This is a genomic window from Streptomyces sp. Ag109_O5-10, from assembly GCF_900105755.1.
Classification (GTDB): domain Bacteria; phylum Actinomycetota; class Actinomycetes; order Streptomycetales; family Streptomycetaceae; genus Streptomyces.
In genome coordinates, this window is sequence record NZ_FNTQ01000001.1 from 9,315,248 (window position 1) to 9,332,175 (window position 16,928).

Genomic DNA, 16,928 nt, shown 5'->3' on the forward strand with positions numbered 1-16,928 from the left:
CCTATGCCATCCGAGTCGCAGCCCGCAACCGGTCTGTTCCCGCGACGCCTGCCCGCCAGCCGCTTGGGTGTGGCAGTCGTTTCCGAGCTCGTCGACCTCATCGTGACGGGTCAGCTGAAGGAAGGCGAGTTGCTGCCCCCGGAGGGTCCGCTGAGCGAACACTTCGGCGTGAGTCGTACGGTGCTGCGTGAATCGGTGAAGCGGCTCGAGGAGAAGGGCCTGGTGATCGTTTCCCAGGGGCGCGGCACCCAGGTACGGGCGCCGGGGTACTGGAACATGCTCGACCCGGTGGTGCTGTCCGCGTTGATCGACAACGACGCGACGCTCGGTGTCCTCGACGAGCTGACGATCGTGCGGGCGAGCCTCGAGTCGGCGATGGCGGGCGCGGTGGCCGCTTCTCGCAGCGCAGACGGGTTGAGGAGGCTGGAGAACGCGTTGACCACGATGCGTGAAAGCGAGTCCGAGACGGACTCCTTCCGGCAGGCGGATGTGGTGTTCCACTACGCACTCATGGAGATCTCCGGCAACCGGCTGGCGGAGAACATCGCCAAGCATCTGTACAAGCGCGCCGTGGAGTCCAGCCGCTACCAGGGCATCGATCCGCCTGATGCGGTCGCACTGACGCTGGAGGAACACGCGGCGATCGTCGATGCCATCTCGAGGAAGGACGTCGCCGCGGCCCAGAAGGCGATGCACGATCACATCCACGTCTCGTGGGAGCGTCGTCGGCTGCCCGACCACGCGCCAAGGGAACGTGGTCGGGCGATCGATCAGGAGAGCGAGTAGACGTCGGCGGCATTGCCGCCGAACACCCGCGCCCGTTCCGCGGGGGAGAGCCCCTCCAGCAGCGTCTCCAGAGCGGACTTCCAGGCCCCCGCTCCGCCGCCCAGTTCGGCCAGCGGCCAGTCGGAGCCGTAGAGCAGACGCCCGGGGCCGAAGGATTCGAGGGCGATCGTCACCGGTGCGGCGAGATCGTTCGCACGCCATGAACCGGGGGAGAGGCCCGAGGTGAGTCCCGAGACCTTCGCGACGACGTTCGGCTGCCGCGCGAGCTCCCGCAGCCGGGACGCCCACGTGCTCCTGTCCTGCCCGGGCTCGGGCGGACCGCCCAGGTGATCGAGCACGAAGCGGAGTCCGCCGTGGCGCGCGGCCAGGCGGGTCGCCTGCGGGAGCTGCCACTCACGCACGACGAGGTCGAAGCAGAGGCCCTCTTGCTCGAGGACGGTGAGGCCCGCACCGATCTCCTCGCGCGTCATCCACTCCGGGTCCGGGTCGATGTGGACCAGATGCCGCACCCCGACGACGGGGACAGCGGCGTTCTCGCGGATCCGGTCGAGCTGGGGTCCGACCTCCGCCGCGAGGTCGACCCACGCGACCAGGCCGGCGACGGCCGGCGAGTCCAGCCCGGCGAGCCGGATGCTCTCGGCGAGGCTGTTGCTCGACTGCACCACCACGGCACCGTCGAGACCGGTCGAGTCCAGCATCCCGCTCAGATCGGGGGCTCCGAAGTCGCGGGCGATCGGCCCCATGGTCTCCGGGTCGATCCAGTCCTGCGGGTCCACGGCCCGGTTCCACAGGTGCACATGGGCGTCGATGCCCGCACTCATGCGAGGTGCCACACTTCCTCGACAGGCTGCCACAGCGCCCCGGGATCACGCTCCTCCGCGATCCTCACCTGGCACGGGTCGGTGTGCGTCCACCATTCCTGCGAAGTGGGGTCGTCGGCGATCCGCCGCATGTCCGCCTCGTGGTCGTCGCCGACGTACTCGTAGTAGGCGAACAGGATGTCGCCGAAGATGAAGATGCTGTAGTTGCGCACGTTGCACTCGGTGAGCTTGCGTTCGACGCTCGGCCAGACGGCGCGGTGCAGCGCCAGGTACTCCTCGCGCTTGTCGGGCCGCACACCTACGACGAAGGCCCTTCGCTCGGGTCGACGGGTCATCGGGTTCGGCCTCCGCGGTGCGTCGGGTCGTCGATCACGTCGGGTTCGGCCACCAGCCGCAGGCCGGCGCGTTCGGGCCGGATGTGCGGGCCGGTCGCCGCGGGCCGGGGTGGAGCGGCGTCGGCCGGTGACATCCGGGACTCGTTGACGACGATCCCGATGCCCGGGCGATCGCCCAGGACGATGCCTCCGTCGTCGAACTGCTGGTCGACGTCGAGACCGAGGGGGAAGTGAAGGTCCTGGACTTCGAAGGTCAGCAGGTTCGGTACGGCGGCGGCGGCGTGCGCCACCGGGTTCGCGTTGTACGCCACGGGGCTCACCGGCAGGTCGTGGGCGTGGGCGAGCGTCGCGACGCGGAGGAAGTGAGTGATCCCCCATACGTTGCCGACCTGCACGATGTCCACCGCGTTGGCGTCGAGCAGAGGGCGGTACTGCTCCAGTCCGGTCAGGTTCTCGCCGCTGGCGATCGCCGCGCGCACCTTTCCGCGCAGCGAGGCCATGCCGGCCGCATCCCATCGGCGCAGCGGTTCCTCCACCCAGGTGAGGTCCATGCGCTCCTCGATGGCCGCGACATACCGGGCCGCCTGGGCGTGGTTCCACGACTCGTTGGCGTCGAACATGAGCGCCGGCCGGCGGGAGTTGCGGCTCAGGACGTCGCGCATGATCTCCAGCCGGGGCAGGTCGCGGTCGAGGTCGCGGCCGCCCTTCAGCTTGCCGGCCTTGAACCCGCGGTCCGCGAACCGGCCGTAGAGGACCGCGAGGTCCTCGTCGGTCAGGCCGTACTCGAGACCGGACGCGTATCCGGGGACGAAGCGCTCGCGGGCTCCGAGGGTCCGCCAGAGCGGCTCGTCGGCGGCCTTGGCCTTGATGTCCCACAGGGCCATGTCGACGGCGCCGACGGTGCCGAAGGTGGATCCCGAGTGACCGGCCTTGAACACCCAGTCGAGCATGCTGTCGTAGAGCGCCGTGACCGAGCGCGGGTCGTCGCCCTCGATCGCGGGGAAGACACGGGCGATGTCGGCATGGGCCCCGAGGCCCACTCCCTCGATTCCGCTGTCGGTCTCGATGATGAGGACGGGGACCGGCGTGGCGTGGCCCGGCTGGACACCGTTGACGTCCCCGGTGATTCTGCCCCAGTCGTGAACGGTGTTCAGACTGCGGTACCCGGTGATCTTCATCGGCGGTGGGTCTCCTTGCAGAGGGGAGTGGTCATTCCTTGGTTCCTCCAGCTGTCATGCCTGCGACCAGGAAGCGCTGGGAAAACAGGAAGACGACCAGGACGGGCAGGATCGACACGATCGTCCCCAGTGCCAAGGTGGGCAGCTGGACGGAGTCGGATCCCGCGGAGCTGGGATTGAAAGCCGGGGTTGACGCCAGGAGCGAGGTGAGCCCGACCTGGATCGGATAGCCGTCGCTCGAAGGCAGCATCACGAACGGGAGGAAGAAGTTGTTCCAGTTCTGTACGAAGCTGAAGAACGCCACCAGGGCGACGACCGGGGCGGCCAGCGGAAGGGCGACCCGGGTGAAGACCTGGAATCCGCTGCAGCCGTCGATGCGCGCGGCGGCGAGGATGTCACGGGGGATGCTGGTCGAGAAGTAGATGTAGGTGAGATAGACGCCGAACGGGAAGAACGACATGGGCAGGATCACCGACAGCGGGCTCCCGATCAGGTTGACGCTGTTCAGTTCGAGGAAGATGGGCAGCACCAGCGCGGTGTTGGGGATCAGCATGACGACGAGCGTCAGCACCAGCAGCGCCTGCCGAAGCCTGAACTCCGTGAGCGCGAGGGCGTAGCCGGCGGGGATGCTCACGACGAGCGTGATCACCAGAGCGCCGATCGCGTACAGCGCGGAGTTCCCGATCCAGGTGGTCACGGCACCGTCCTGGAAGTCGAACAACTGGTGCCAGTTGGCGACGAGGTCCGACCACGACCCGAGCGAGAACGGGTCCGAGACGACGAGGGACTTCGAGGACTTCGTGACCGCGAGCAGCAGCCAGACGATCGGGATGGCGAAGAACAGGAGGAAGACGACGAGGACGACGCCTACGAGGGACCGGCCGCTCCACCCGCTCAGGCTCGGCCGGCGGCGTGCGGCGGAGAGTGCTGCCATGGTCATTCCTTCTCGAACAGGCCGCCGCGGGTCACGAACACCCAGGACAGCAGGAGTGCTACGACCAGCAGGATCAGCGAGATCGCGGCCGCGCCGTTGAAGTCGTTCTGCTGGAAGGCGTACTGGTAGGCCAGCTGGTTGAGCGAGTAGTCGTTGGGCACCACCGCGTTGCTGGCCTGGCTGAGCAACTGCGGCTCGACGAACAGCTGGGTGCCTGCCGCGAGCGACATGACGCCCATGTACGCGACCCACTTGCGCAGCATCGGAAGCTGGATCCGCAGCGCGATCTGGACGGCGTTCGCACCGTCGATGCGGGCGGCCTCGATCACCTCGGTGCTGATGTTGTTGAGGGCGCCGTACATGATGAGGATCCATCCGCCTGCTCCGGTCCAGAAGGCGATGATCGCGAAGATCGCCGGAAGGTGGCCGGGCTGGATCACCTGCACGAAGCTCTCGAACCCCATCGCCTTGAGCAGACCGCTGACCGGGCTCGCGGTCGGGTCGAGGACGAAGAGCCACAACAGGACGCTGGACGCGCCCGCGAGCGCGCCGGGCAGGTAGTAGACGAAGCGCAGCGTCGTGCTCACCCACCGCACGCCGATGGCGTGGACCACCAGCGCCAGGCCGACGACGAACACGACCAGGCCGAGGAGCCAGATGACGAGATAGGCGGTCACGTGGAACACGGCCGGCCAGAACCGGAAGTCTTCGACGACCATGGTGAAGTTGTCGATGCCCGCGAATCCGCCGTCGGCGTTCGTGAAGGCGAGGACCACGGCGTAGAGCGACGGCGCGATCCCGAAGACGACGGTGAGCAAGGCGTAGGGCGAGACGAAGAGATAGCCGATCGGACTGCGAGCGGAGGCGCGGCCGGCCGCCCGGCCGCTGCCCCGGCCCGGCCGCCGACGCCCGGAGGCGTCAACGGCCGGCCGGTCACCCGGAGGAGCCAGGGTCATTTCAGTTCACCTTGTATCCGTTGACCTTGGCCTGGTTCTCGATGGCCGTCTGCCAGGTCGGCAGCAGGTCCACGATCGACTTGCCGCCGGTGATCCCCGGGGTGATCGTCTTCGCCCAGATCGCCTCCTGGCTGAACATGGGGTAACCCCAGCCGTCCCAGACCTGCGACGCCGCGGTCACGACCGGCTGCAGCGGGGTGGCGTAGTACTTGCTCGCCTCCTGCTTGGCGACCCACTTCTGCGCGGCGGGCGCGTAGGCCGGGTAGCCCGGTGCGACATCAACCTGGTACTCGTCGGCGGTGGTGACGAACTGGACGAACTTCTCGGCGGCCTTGAGGTTCTTCGAATGGCTGGAGACGAACCAGGTTCCGCCACCCACGTTGCCCGTCACCGCCCCGCTCTCGCCCTTCCACGGCAGCGGCGCGGCGACGCCGAGCTGGCCGGCCGGCACGTTGAGCGACTGGGGGTTGTTGAAGATCGCGCCGGCGTACCAGGCCGGACCCGGCATCATCAGCACCTTGCCCGTGTACTTCTTCAGGAACTCGGGGGTGAACACGCTGACCGCCGGCACGGTTCCGTTGTCACGGAGGGTGTCGAGCAGCGAGGCCGCCCGCCTGCACTCGGTCGAGTCGGTCTTCACGGTGAGGGACTCGGGGCCGGGCACGTCATTGGCCTGGCACTTGCTTCCCCACATGAACACCTCGGGCGTCCAGGCGTCGCCGGCCGTTCCGACGATGTAGCCGGGGTGCTCCTTGGCGACCTTCTCGCCGAGCGCCTGGTACTCCTCCCACGTGGTGGGGACGGCGTATCCGAACTTGTCCAGCAGGGACTTGTTGTACCAGAGCACCGCCTGGGCGAGGTCGTTGCGCAGGCAGTACAGGCGGCCGTCCACAGTGCAGGGGTTGAGCGAGCCTTCGGTGAAGTTGCCGAGCGTGTCCTTCGGGACCAGGCCCTTGTCCAGCACGGCCGCGAACGCCTGCTTGCCGCCGCTCTTCTGACTGGCCCACGCGGCGTCGTTGTTCTGGCTGGAGAAGACGACGTCGGGCCAGCCGCTGCCGGCGCGGTCGAAGAGCTGCATCTTCGTCCGGAAGGAGTTGGACCCGTTGGCCGACCCGTCGTAGGTGACGACCTTGATCTTGATGTCCGGGTTCGCCTTCTGGAACGCCTTCGCGGCAGCCTGTCGGTCCGCGTCCACCCAGACGGTGATCGTCGAGGAGGCCTCCTGCTTGACCTCGGGAAAGCCATACGCCCCGTTCACCGAGCTTCCTCCGCCCCCGCAACCGGCGAGGGCGAGGAGCGCCGTCGCGACGCACGCCACGGCGACGGTCGACGCTCTACGGCGCGAACGCACCCCTGTGTGGATTCCGACCATGAGATGTCCTTTGTCCTGTCGACTTCGTTGACGACTCCGCGCCGAGGACTGTAGAGCATACGTATTATGTTTGTCACGAGCTCGATACGTATCACTTTGAGCAGCTGCTGTCGGTGAGATCTTGTGGGGTCCGCAGCGAACGGTGGCCTGGTGATTGCCCTGGGCTTCGGGTCTGCAGGCAGGTTCTCTCGGCAACTCGGGCCTGCTGAAGCCGACCGCGATCAGGAGACGCTCAACTCGGCCCCGCCGACGCGCGATTGAGTCGCTCTTGACGGACGCGGAGTGGCCGTGTCCGGTCGCTGCCGACGGCGCCGACTGCAGGGCCGGGGTGTACATCCGGATGCGTCCTGTCAGCCGATGCCCTGGCGCATGACCCGCCGCCTCGCTCGAGCGGATGTCCCGGCGGGAATCACCGGTCGGAGCCGTCGAATTCGCAGCGCAGCCGCCGCACGGGAGGTACTCCGGCAGTCCGAGACCGTGACGGACAGCAGCGCCACGGCCGCTTTCCCGCAGACCTCCGCCGCAGCCCGTCTCGACCCCGCAGCCCCCACCGTTCGGCCCCCGTCCTGCGAAGTCCCCCCGTGCCAGAACGGGTGCCTGGCACACATCCGAGGCACCCAACTGCCTGAAGCACGCCACGAAGTGGACGCCGCGCCTGCCGGTGCCCTGGCCACAGCCTGGAACGCGTGCCGCACGCCCTGTGCACCGGCGTGGTCACAGCCGTCCGTCTCCCCGCGCCCTCCCACCCGTCGGAGCTCGGTGCCCGGCTCACCTCGCTCGGGGCGTCCCCGTATACGGTGATGGATATCGAGCGCCGGCATCGACTGAGCGCCGACGCCCTGCGCGAGCCGGCCGCCGTGACCCGAACGCGGCGCGGGACTATGCCGACGCCTGCCTTGCCGCTCCCGGGAATGCCGAACCACTGAGGCAGCAGCGGCGGTGGTGATCCGCGGGAGCGGGGGATGAGGGTGGCGGCCAGGCCGTCGTCGGCTCGCGCCGATCCGGCACACCGGTGGGACCGCACCCTTGTGGCTGGAGGTGCGCCTCTCCCTGAAGAGCGGGCCGGTCGGCGCGTCAAGACCGACGATGACCGTTGCGCCGACACTTTGCTCTCGCATGTCGCGAACGACCCGCCGGCCGAAGGCGTCGGCTCCGACTCGTCCCGCCGAGACCGCCGCGGTGCCGAGTCGGCTGAGGACTAGGGCAAGGGGAGAGCCTTATCGGCCGAGCCAGCCACCGTCGACCGGCAGGATCGTTCCGGAGACGTAGCGCGCGGCGTCCGACGCCAAGAAGACAGCAGCGCCCGCGATGTCCTCCGCTGTTCCCCACCGCCCTGCCGGGATCCGCTCGAGGATCGCGCGGGACCGGTCGGGGTCGTCCTGAAGCGCTTGGGTGTTGTCGGTCGCGATGTAGCCCGGGGCGATGCCGTTGACGGTCACACCACGTCCGGCCCACTCGTTCGAAAGCGCCCGGATCAGTCCCGCCACGCCGGACTTGGCCGCCGCATACCCCGGCACATTGATACCGCCCTGGAACGAGAGCAGGGAGGCGGTGAAGACGATGCGCCCGTGCTGCGCCTCCAGCATCCGCCGTCCGAGAATCTGGCTGAGCACGAAGGTGCTCGTGAGATCGACTTCGAGCACCTCGTCGAACCATTCGAGGGGATGCTCGGCTGCGGGAGCGCGGCGGATGGTCCCGGCGTTGTTGACCAAGATGTCCACCGGGCGCTCGCCTGCGGCGAGTTCCTCGCCGAGCCGGGTCACCTGCCGCCGGTCCGCGAAATCCACACGGTGTCCCGAGAACTCACGGCCGAGCTCGCGCACGCGGTCTCCGATAGCCGATGAGGCCGGATCGAGGGTGGCGGAGAGTCCGACGATGTCGGCGCCCGCGGCGGCCAGAGCCTCGGCGACGGCGAATCCGATTCCCCGCTTGGCCCCCGTCACGACGGCCAGGCGCCCGGTCAGGTCGAACAGGTTCATGACGCGCTCACCTCGACGAGCAGCTTCATCGCCTGCCCGGTCTCAAGGAGGCCGAAGGCCGATTCCACCTCTCGCAGGGGGACGGTACCCGTGATGAGCTTCCCGGCCGGGACGGCACCCTCGGCCAAGAGCTCGATGGCACGCTCGAAGTCGCGGCGTTGGTAGACCCGTGCACCGAGCAACCTCAGTTCCCGCCAGAACACGCGGTGCAGGTCGACGGGCCGCGGCTGCGCATGGATGGCCACCACCACGAGCGTGCCGCGGACCTTCGCCAGGCTGGTGGCGCCGAGCACGGCGGCGGCCGAGCCGGAGACTTCGAACACGACGTCCGCTCCGGCGCCGTTCGTCCACTCCTCCACCCAGGCGACCTGGTCGACCGACAGGGGGTCCAGCGTCGTCAGCCCCATCTCCTCGGCGGCGGCCCGGCGGGTCGGGTCGATCTCGGCGATCACGACCTCGGCACCGAACGCGGCGGCGACGATCGCGATCAGAACGCCGATCGGGCCCGCACCGATGACGACCGCCTTGTCGCCCGCGGCGAGTTCGGACCGTCGTACGTCGTGAACGGCCACCGCGACGGGCTCCACGAGCGCGGCGTCTCGCAGCGAGATCCCCGAGGGCAGCCGCACGAGTGTCGACGCCGGTACGTTCCAGTACTCCTGAAGGGCTCCGGGGCTGTCGATGCCTATGAAGTCCAGGTTCTGGCAGATGTGCTCGTTCCCCGCACGGCAGGCAGGACAGGTGTCGTCCCAGGCCAGCGGCATGACGGTCACCGCATCGCCCACCGACCAGCCCTCCACGCCGGCGCCGAGGGTGACGACCGTGCCCGACATCTCGTGTCCGATCGTCGCCGGCTTGCTGACCCGGCCCTCCATGTCCCCGTGGAACACATGGAGGTCCGTGCCGCAGATTCCGACGTACGCCACGGCGATTCGGACCTCCCCGCACGCAGCTCAGCCGGTTCCTGCTCCTCGACGGTCATCGTGCGGGCACCCACGTAGCTTGCCGCCAACATACCGATCGGCTCCTCCTCGCCATGTCGCAGGCCGCGCCGGCCCCCAGGGGTTGCGCAGCCTAGCATGAAACATAATACGTATGCTGTCGTGGTAGAACTCGACCTCGTGACCAGCAAGCAACCGCCACGCGACCACCCATCCACGGAAGAGACGCTGCCCGTCCGGAGCCTGCGTACCGGGCATCAGCTCACGGAATTGGGCCTGGGCGCAGCCCAGTTCGGCAATCTGTTCACCGAGACGACCGACGAGGAGTCGTCTCGCGCCGTCGGAGCTGCGGCCGAGGAAGGGATCCGCTACCTCGACACCGCGCCGCACTACGGCCTCGGGCTGTCAGAACGTCGCCTGGGGGACGCCCTGCGTGCGACCGCCCGGCAAGGCGTGGTCATCTCCTCGAAGGTCGGGCGTCTGCTCGTGGACAGCCCGGACACGGCTCACCGGCTCGACGACGACGGGTTCGTCGTCCCGGCGACGAAGAGGCGGGTCTGGGACTTCAGCCGCGACGGGATCCTTCGTTCCGTGGAGGAGTCGCTGGGGCGGCTCGGGACGGACCGGGTCGATATCGCCTATCTGCACGATCCGGACGACCACTGGCGGGCGGCATCGTCGAGCGGGATCGCCGCTCTGGCCGAGCTTCGGGACCAGGGCGTCGTCGGTGCCATCGGCGCCGGCATGAACCAGGCGGCGATGCTGGCCGAGTTCGTGAGGCGGACCGACGTCGACGTGGTGATGGTCGCCGGACGGTTCACTCTTCTCGACCAATCGGCACTGGACGACCTGCTGCCTGTCGCCGGCGCCCGCGGCGTGGGCGTCGTCGCCGCGGCGGTCTACAACTCCGGGCTGTTGAGCAATGCGGCCGTGAACGGCTCGGCGTACTACGACTACGGGGCAGCGCCGCGGTCCGTCGTCGAACGCGCTGCCGGCATCGCGGCCGTCTGTGAGCGACACGGCGTGGAGCTTCCCGCCGCCGCCATCCAGTACCCGCTGCGCCACCCCGCGGTCACCTCCGTGGTGACCGGAATGCGCACCGAGGAGCATGTGCGCAGCAATGTCGCGCGGTATCGGGCGGTGATCCCGGAGGCGCTGTGGGAGGAGCTGCACGGCACAGGACTGGTCCCGGACCCCGCCCGCACACGTTAGTTCTCCCGGGCCCCAAGTAAACATCGTACGAATCTTGTGGCAAACATCATACGTATGCTAACCCTGTGGCGGGCATCAACGCCCCAGTCACAGGAAGCGATCGAACATGACATCGACGTCAGACTCGACACGCTCGGTGAGCAGACGGTGGAGGCGCAGGGCGGGCACCCTTGCGGCCCTCGGCGTCTGCGCCGTCATCGCATCAGCGCTCGTTCCCCTCCAGGCGCAAGCCGCGCCTCGGACGGTGTACTTCGCGGCGCCGGACGGGAAGGACTCCGGACACTGCAGCCAGTCACAGCCGTGCTCGCTCGAGCGGGCTCAGCATGTTGTCGGCCCGGCTGCCAAGCAGGGTGACGTAAGCGTTCAGCTTGCCGACGGCACCTATCGCCTTTCCAAGCCCCTCCGGTTCGGACCCGGCGATGACGGTGGCGACCACACCATCCACTGGACCGCCGCCCCGGGCGCTCACCCCGTCATCACAGGCGCCTCGAAGGTCACCGGCTGGTCCAAGTCCGAGGCAGGGTCAGGCATCTGGGAAGCGCATACACCCAGCGGCTTCGACACCCGCCAGCTCTACGTGAACGGCGTGATCGCCCCTCGCGCCTCCATCCGCCTGGCCAACGCGGACGTCACTCCCACCGCAACGGGTCTCACCATCAAGAACCCGGCCCTGAGCTACCTCGCCACGCTCCCCGACCAGCGGCGCATCGAGTTCGAGTCCCTCGGCGACTTCACGAACCGCTACTCGCCGGTTCAGAGCATCAGTGCCACCGAGATCACGATGGCGCAGCCGGCGTGGAACAACAACACGTGGGGCTGGGACACCGTCCAGAACTCATTCCTGGCCGGTCCGACCTGGTACCTCGACAACTCGCTGAGCTTCCTCACCCAGGTCGGCCAGTGGTATGTCGATCCGGACGCCGGGAAGCTCTACTACAAGCCGGCGAACGGGGTCGATCCCAACCAGCTCGACATCGAGCTGCCCCGTCTGGAGACACTGATCAGCATCGGCGGGACGTACGACAAGCCCGTGACCGGTCTTGCCTTCGAGGGCATCCAGTTCTCCGGAACCTCCTGGCTCGGCCCCTCGACCGACGGGTACGCGGACCAGCAGAACGGCCTCTTCATCAAGGGCGCCTACGACTACCGCCCCGCCGACGCCTTCACCAGCTGCTCGCGCGGCTGCGAGATGTTCGAACGAGCGCGCACCAGCTGGTACCAGGAGCCCGCCGCCGTGCAGGTCTCCGCCGCCAGCCGCATCTCGTTCACCGGCAACACGTTCACCAACCTCGGCCAGTCGGCGCTGGGCGTCGGAAACGACGCCAATGCCACGACGACCGGCGTCGGGCTGGGCGCCAGCGACATCGACGTGGTCGGCAACCGGTTCATGGAGGACAGTGGGCACGGCGTCGCGGTCGGCGGTGTGCTGCCTGACGCGCACCACCCCAGCGACCCGAGGATGACCAACCAGAACATCCTGATCGCCAACAACACGATCAATCGCGTGGGGGTGGACTACAAGGACAACAGCGGCATCCTCAGCACCTACGTCACCAACGCCCGCATCCTGCACAACGAGGTCTCCAACGTCCCCTATGACGGCATCGACACCGGCTACGGCTGGGGCATCAACGACGCCGGAGGGTCGAACGACTACGTGGACCGCGGCTACTACAAGTGGAACCCGCTTTACACGACGCCGACCACGCTCAAGGACAACCGCGTCGAGGGCAACCTCGTGCACAACACGAAGGCGCGCTTCGCCGACGGCGGATCGGTCTACAACCTCTCCGCAAGCCCGGGAACCGTGGTCGACAAGAACTACCTGTTCAACATCTCAGGCGTCGGCCTCTACCTCGACGAGGGCTCGCGCTCGATGACGTACGAGAACAACGTGGTCCAGGGCGGTTCCTTCCTCTTCACCAACGCGTCCAGCCTCCGCAACAACACCAGCGACAACCTCATCCAGAACAACTGGTACAACTCGGGCGGAGCCTCGACGCCGAACGCCGCGGCGCACAACAACCAGCTGATCAACAACGTGAAGGTAGCCGGCGCCAACTGGCCCGCGGGCGCACGGGACGTGATCTGCCAGGCGGGTGTCGCACCGCAGTACCGGACGTCGCTCAACGCGAACCAGTTCGGCTTCACCGGGTGCCCGTCCGGTGGACCGGTCGCACCCGGCCTCCGTACTGCCGGAGCCTCGGCCGTCAGCTCGTACTTCGGCCAGAGCTTCGGTGACTTCGGGATCGCGGCGGCGGGCGCCGACGTATGGGGCGCCGGCGGTCAGCACGACGACCAGTTCGGCTCGATCTACCGGTCCGGCTCGTTCGCGGCCGACTCGAGCGTGTCCACCCGGGTCGTGTCGGTCAACGACGCCAACGCCTGGGCCAAGTCCGGGGTCATGGTCCGCAACGACATGACCAAGGCGGGCAGTTCGGCCGGGTACGCCGTCGTCGCGGTCACCGCCCGCAACGGCGTCGTGTTCGAGTGGGACGCCGACGGCGACGGGTACCTGGACACCGACGCCCGCGCCGGCGTCGACATCTACCGCCCCATCTGGGTGAAGCTAACCCGATCGGGCACCTCGTTCAGCGCCTCGTACTCCTACGACGGCGCCAACTATGTCCCGATCGGTCAGCCCGTGACGTTGGCCTCGGCGGCAGCGAAGCAGGATGCGGGCATCTTCTCCACGTCCCACGACGTCACGCAGTCAGCGATCAACCAGTTCGACTCCGGCACCGTCACGGCCGCAACGACGCCGTAGATGCCGCTCACGGGGGGTCGACGGCAGGCGCGGCGATGTGTTCCGGAACGCGCCGGCAGAGTGACGATTCAGGCTCACGGACTCTGACGGCGGGCCCATGAGCCCCAGACTGCCAAGGTGACCTGTCGTCGACCGTCCGGCCGTGCGGGGCGAGCATACGTTCGCCCCGCACGGCGTTCTGACCCGGCGCGGGCGGAGGGTCCGGTTGCTGGAGTGCCATAGCAGGCAATTCCTTTGCTGGTGGCCTGGCACTCGTCAACGCCGTCCAGGACGAGAAGAAGCGCACGTCCCGCCTCGGCATCGGACGAGCTGGCAGCGGCCGCACGTCCTGTGGGGCCAAGTCGGCTGAGTACCGGAACAGGCGCCGATCAGCGGCACAACCGACGGTGGCCGCCGATACCAGGTCGATGTGTCCATGAGAAACCCGTGGGAGTCGGCAGGGAGGTCCTCTGGGGTGCAGATTCTGTCCAGTCGCATACGGCATCCCTCCGGCCAAGGACACCGAACCTTTTGCCACAGGACCATGCTTGGCACTCCGCTCACCCAACAGCGAGGAATTGTCAAGACTTGTGGATGAGGGGTGGTTGGCTGCTGGCAGGCCCAAGAGGTCCTATCAAAGGCGTCGGACATGTCTGTAGGTGATGAGGCACGTGGTGAGTCCGAGGAAGGCTTCGAGGATGTCGTCGCGTCGCTCCCGCCGGATGTGCAGGCGACGAAAGCCGTGCAGCCAGGCGATCGTTCTCTCGACGACGTACCGGAAGATGCCCAGGCCGAAGCCGTGGTGGCCTGACCCCGGTTGGTTGATCCAGGTCGAGTGGGAGTCCTGCCGCCCACGACGTGGGCAGGAAGGCTCGATGACGATGACGACGAGGAAGCGTCACAGTCCGGAACAGGTCGTGCGCAAGCTGGCGCAGGCCGATCGGATGCTGGGCGAGGGTAGGGATGTCGCCGACGTGTACCGTGGGCTCGGGGTGTCCGAGCAGGCGTATTACCGCTGGCGAAACCAGTTCGGCGGACTGAAGGCCAACGATGCCAAGCGGTTGAAGGACCTGGAGAAGGAGAACTCGACCCTGAAGCGGCTGCTTGCCGATGCCGAGTTGGAGAAGGCCGCGTTGAAGGAGGTCGCGCGGGGAAACTTCTGAGCCCGGAACGTCGGCCGGCGGCCGTTGCGCACCTCATCCGCGTGATGGGCGTGCGAACGGTTCGCTTGCCGGGTGACCGGGCAGAACAGAACGACGCAGCGACGAGAACCGGCAGCAACCACCGTGGCTGATCTGGATGCCGGGCCGCGGACCTGGCTGCGGGCGTGGGCGAAGGACCACCCGCGGGGCGGGTTCCGCCCAGCCTTCCACGACGCCCACGCCGAGGGCTGGGCGGTGAATCACAAGAAGCTGCAGCGGCTGTGGCGTGAGGAAGGCCTACGCGTTCCGCAACATCGTCGCCGTACAAGGTCTGGGCGGTTGACTTCCAGTTCGACGCCACCACCGACGGCCGCCCGATCAAGATCGCCTCCATCGTCGACGAGCACACCCGCGAGTGTCTCGGCGGCCTGGTCGAGCGAACATCACCGGAGAAAACCTGATCGACGAACTCGACCGCCTCGCACCGATGCGTGGCTACCCGGCCGTGCTGCGTTGTGACAACGGCCCCGAGCTTGCCTGCGAGGCGATGGCCGACTGGGCCGGCGAACGGGTCGGGCTCGCCTTCATCCCGCCCGGCGAGCCTTGGCGCAACGGATACGTCGAGTCGTTCAACAGCCGGGTCCGTGACGAATGCCTGAACGTCAACATCTTCTGGTCGCTGGCCCAGGGCCGAGTCGTGATCAGCGACTGGAAGGAGGACTACAACCAGCGCCGACGACATTCCTCGCTCGGCTTCCAAGCCCCAGCGGTCTACGCTGCCGCTTGCACCCGCCGATGAACGACTTCCACCTACCGTGGATCAGTTCTCGGGTCCGGCCAATCGGCCGCTATCAGCTCATCGCCCGGGCGAGCGACCGCGTCCTGTTGGTGTGGGGTTCGGTCTTCTTCGGCGACGTAAGGTGCGAATGTCGCGATTGCTCGCGGATGGCAGCGGCTCAGTGTGGGCGTCGCAGCGATCCATCCCAGCACCGCGCGGTCCTGTAGCCCGAAGTCCAGACAGCGGACGACAGCCGCTGATCGGTCTCGTGTCGCCGGGAGAGGGGCAGCGATCAGGGCGAATCGGATTCCCTCAGCTAGGACCTTCTGCGTTTTCGAGCTTGGCCCAGATCCGGGTGAGGGCAGCGATGTCATCGTCGTTGAGGGGATCGACGAAATATTTCTTGACCGAATCTTCGAATGTTCGTCTGACCGTCTCGGCGAAGTCCCGTCCGCTTTTGGTGAAGCTGATGAGCGACACTCGACCGTCGCCTTGGTCGGCTCCACGTTGTAGGTGCCCGGCATCGATCAGTCCCTGAACCAACCGTGATGCTCTGGTGGGGCTGACGCTGACGAGTTTGCCAGACAGACCTCGAACCGACTGAGGCTCGGCCTCCAGGAGCCAGCACAGGATCTCGACGGTGCTGAACGAGATCTTGTGCTGGTCCATCAGCACGGCGTCGATCCGCCCGGTGACCGTGGCGTGGGTGAACAGCAGCGCAAACCAGCCGTTGACCTGGTCCGGGGAAATGATTCGCGGTTGCGACACGGGTGCCCTCACGCTCGCCAGTGTACCCGAAATTTGATGCTCGCCCGTTTACATGCGCGCGCACGCATCTGTTACGGTAGGCATGCAGCTATGAACGGGAACCGATCCCGCTTGCGGAGCGCTACTCACAACCGGCGTCACCCCGCCGGCCCCACGTAGCTCGCAGGTCCACACATCGATCGGCCGATCGGCCGACAGAAAGGTAAAGGACAACATGCCCAAACTTGATGGCAAGGTCGCCGTGATCACTGGAGCGACCTCTGGGATGGCGTTGGCAACGGCCAAGTTGTTCGTCGCCGAAGGCGCCTACGTGTTCATCACCGGACGAGACAGGGACAGACTGGACGAGGCGGTCGCCGCCATCGGCCACAACGTGACAGGCGTACAGGCGGACTCGGGAAATCTGAACGACCTAGCTCGCTTGGCTGAGACCGTGCGGGAGTACCACGGACGAGTCGACGTCCTATTTGCGAGCGCTGGCCTCGGGTCGGTGTCCGACCCGTTGGGAAGCATCACCCCGGATACGTTCGATGCGATGGTGGGCGTGAACTTCCGCGGCACTGTGTTCACCGTTCAGTACCTGCTGCCGTTGATGAGCGACGGTGCGTCGATCATCCTGAACGGCACGACCAGCGCGACCAAGGGCATCCCCGGTGCCGGTGTCTACTCGGCGAGCAAGGCCGCCGTTCGTTCACTCGCGCGCACCTGGGCCGCGGAGCTGAAGGTCCGCGGTATCCGGGTAAATGTCGTCAGTCCCGGTTCGATCGACACCGCGCTCTTCAGCACCGTATCCCCCGAGTTTCGGGAGCAGATCACCGCCGCCATCCCGCTGGGACGGCTGGGCAGCAGCGAGGAAATCGGGACTGCTGCGCTGTTCCTGGCCTCCTCGGACTCCAGCTTCATCACCGGCGCAAACCTAGTCGTCGACGGCGGGTTCAGCCAGATCTAACGGCGAACGCCGACCAGAGGAGTGCTCCCAT

Annotated in this window: 13 protein-coding genes and 3 pseudogenes; 5 read left to right on the forward strand and 11 right to left on the reverse strand. The window is 67.4% G+C overall.

Annotation, left to right across the window (positions count from 1 at the left end):
• Positions 1-3 precede the first annotated feature (3 nt).
• Positions 4-786 (forward strand): FadR/GntR family transcriptional regulator, encoded by a 783-nt coding sequence (locus BLW82_RS42280; RefSeq protein WP_093508582.1) that lies wholly within the window; start codon positions 4-6, stop codon positions 784-786.
• On the opposite strand, the gene BLW82_RS42285 is transcribed toward BLW82_RS42280, so the two are convergent.
• The 8 genes and pseudogenes from BLW82_RS42285 to BLW82_RS42325 all read right to left on the reverse strand — a co-directional run bounded on the left by BLW82_RS42285 (position 771) and on the right by BLW82_RS42325 (position 9,376).
• A complete protein-coding gene (locus BLW82_RS42285) occupies positions 771-1,607 on the reverse strand; it encodes an amidohydrolase family protein (protein ID WP_177233243.1) in 837 nt (278 codons plus the stop codon). The genes BLW82_RS42280 and BLW82_RS42285 overlap by 16 nt on opposite strands.
• On the reverse strand, positions 1,604-1,942 hold the full coding sequence (locus BLW82_RS42290; protein ID WP_093507694.1) for an L-rhamnose mutarotase: 339 nt from the start codon (positions 1,940-1,942) through the stop codon (positions 1,604-1,606). The genes BLW82_RS42285 and BLW82_RS42290 overlap by 4 nt, the downstream gene beginning before the upstream one ends.
• On the reverse strand, positions 1,939-3,120 hold the full coding sequence (locus BLW82_RS42295) for a mandelate racemase/muconate lactonizing enzyme family protein (RefSeq protein ID WP_093507696.1): 1,182 nt from the start codon (positions 3,118-3,120) through the stop codon (positions 1,939-1,941). Before BLW82_RS42295 ends, BLW82_RS42290 begins: the two co-directional genes overlap by 4 nt.
• Positions 3,121-3,151: 31 nt before the next feature.
• Entirely contained in the window at positions 3,152-4,054 is a 903-nt protein-coding gene (locus BLW82_RS42300; protein WP_218162398.1) for a carbohydrate ABC transporter permease, read from the reverse strand.
• Positions 4,055-4,056: 2 nt separating this feature from the next.
• Entirely contained in the window at positions 4,057-5,010 is a 954-nt protein-coding gene (locus BLW82_RS42305) for a carbohydrate ABC transporter permease (protein WP_093507700.1), read from the reverse strand.
• Between the two features lies 1 nt (position 5,011).
• Positions 5,012-6,382: an ABC transporter substrate-binding protein gene (locus BLW82_RS42310; RefSeq protein ID WP_093507702.1), complete on the reverse strand. Its 1,371-nt coding sequence runs from the start codon at positions 6,380-6,382 to the stop codon at positions 5,012-5,014.
• A 1,217-nt stretch (positions 6,383-7,599) separates the two neighbouring features.
• Positions 7,600-8,361 carry an SDR family oxidoreductase gene (locus BLW82_RS42320; RefSeq protein ID WP_093507706.1) on the reverse strand — a complete coding sequence of 254 codons (762 nt, stop codon included), beginning with the start codon at positions 8,359-8,361 and terminating at the stop codon, positions 7,600-7,602.
• A pseudogene (locus tag BLW82_RS42325) lies at positions 8,358-9,376 on the reverse strand (zinc-binding dehydrogenase). The gene BLW82_RS42320 and the pseudogene BLW82_RS42325 overlap by 4 nt, the downstream one beginning before the upstream one ends.
• Positions 9,377-9,530: 154 nt before the next feature.
• On the opposite strand from BLW82_RS42325, the gene BLW82_RS42330 reads away from it, so the two are divergent.
• A complete protein-coding gene (locus BLW82_RS42330; RefSeq protein ID WP_256216266.1) occupies positions 9,531-10,514 on the forward strand; it encodes an aldo/keto reductase in 984 nt (327 codons plus the stop codon).
• A 292-nt stretch (positions 10,515-10,806) separates the two neighbouring features.
• Here the strand turns inward: BLW82_RS42330 and BLW82_RS44885 are convergent, their stop codons facing one another.
• Positions 10,807-10,950, reverse strand: coding sequence for a hypothetical protein (locus BLW82_RS44885; protein ID WP_218162399.1), 144 nt, complete (start codon positions 10,948-10,950; stop codon positions 10,807-10,809).
• Positions 10,951-11,100: 150 nt separating this feature from the next.
• On the opposite strand from BLW82_RS44885, the gene BLW82_RS42335 reads away from it, so the two are divergent.
• Positions 11,101-13,281: a right-handed parallel beta-helix repeat-containing protein gene (locus BLW82_RS42335; RefSeq protein WP_218162400.1), complete on the forward strand. Its 2,181-nt coding sequence runs from the start codon at positions 11,101-11,103 to the stop codon at positions 13,279-13,281.
• Positions 13,282-13,894: 613 nt separating this feature from the next.
• Here the strand turns inward: BLW82_RS42335 and BLW82_RS43730 are convergent.
• Positions 13,895-14,062: pseudogene (locus tag BLW82_RS43730) on the reverse strand (IS5/IS1182 family transposase); the annotation flags it as partial.
• A 79-nt stretch (positions 14,063-14,141) separates the two neighbouring features.
• Between BLW82_RS43730 and BLW82_RS42340 the strand changes: the two are divergent.
• Positions 14,142-15,201, forward strand: a pseudogene (locus BLW82_RS42340) (IS3 family transposase).
• A gap of 291 nt (positions 15,202-15,492) precedes the next feature.
• Here the strand turns inward: BLW82_RS42340 and BLW82_RS42345 are convergent.
• Positions 15,493-15,960, reverse strand: a complete 468-nt coding sequence (locus BLW82_RS42345) for a MarR family winged helix-turn-helix transcriptional regulator (protein ID WP_256216158.1) — start codon at positions 15,958-15,960, stop codon at positions 15,493-15,495.
• A gap of 202 nt (positions 15,961-16,162) precedes the next feature.
• Between BLW82_RS42345 and BLW82_RS42350 the strand changes: the two genes are divergently transcribed.
• Positions 16,163-16,897 carry an SDR family oxidoreductase gene (locus BLW82_RS42350; protein WP_093507714.1) on the forward strand — a complete coding sequence of 245 codons (735 nt, stop codon included), beginning with the start codon at positions 16,163-16,165 and terminating at the stop codon, positions 16,895-16,897.
• The last annotated feature ends 31 nt before the right edge of the window (positions 16,898-16,928 follow it).

Coding starts and splice junctions, on each gene's coding strand:
- BLW82_RS42280 (WP_093508582.1), top strand. CDS start 4: ATGCCATCCGAGTCGCAGCCCGCAACCGGTCTGTTCCCGCGACGCCTG.
- BLW82_RS42285 (WP_177233243.1), bottom strand. CDS start 1,607: ATGAGTGCGGGCATCGACGCCCATGTGCACCTGTGGAACCGGGCCGTG.
- BLW82_RS42290 (WP_093507694.1), bottom strand. CDS start 1,942: ATGACCCGTCGACCCGAGCGAAGGGCCTTCGTCGTAGGTGTGCGGCCC.
- BLW82_RS42295 (WP_093507696.1), bottom strand. CDS start 3,120: ATGAAGATCACCGGGTACCGCAGTCTGAACACCGTTCACGACTGGGGC.
- BLW82_RS42300 (WP_218162398.1), bottom strand. CDS start 4,054: ATGGCAGCACTCTCCGCCGCACGCCGCCGGCCGAGCCTGAGCGGGTGG.
- BLW82_RS42305 (WP_093507700.1), bottom strand. CDS start 5,010: ATGACCCTGGCTCCTCCGGGTGACCGGCCGGCCGTTGACGCCTCCGGG.
- BLW82_RS42310 (WP_093507702.1), bottom strand. CDS start 6,382: ATGGTCGGAATCCACACAGGGGTGCGTTCGCGCCGTAGAGCGTCGACC.
- BLW82_RS42320 (WP_093507706.1), bottom strand. CDS start 8,361: ATGAACCTGTTCGACCTGACCGGGCGCCTGGCCGTCGTGACGGGGGCC.
- BLW82_RS42350 (WP_093507714.1), top strand. CDS start 16,163: ATGCCCAAACTTGATGGCAAGGTCGCCGTGATCACTGGAGCGACCTCT.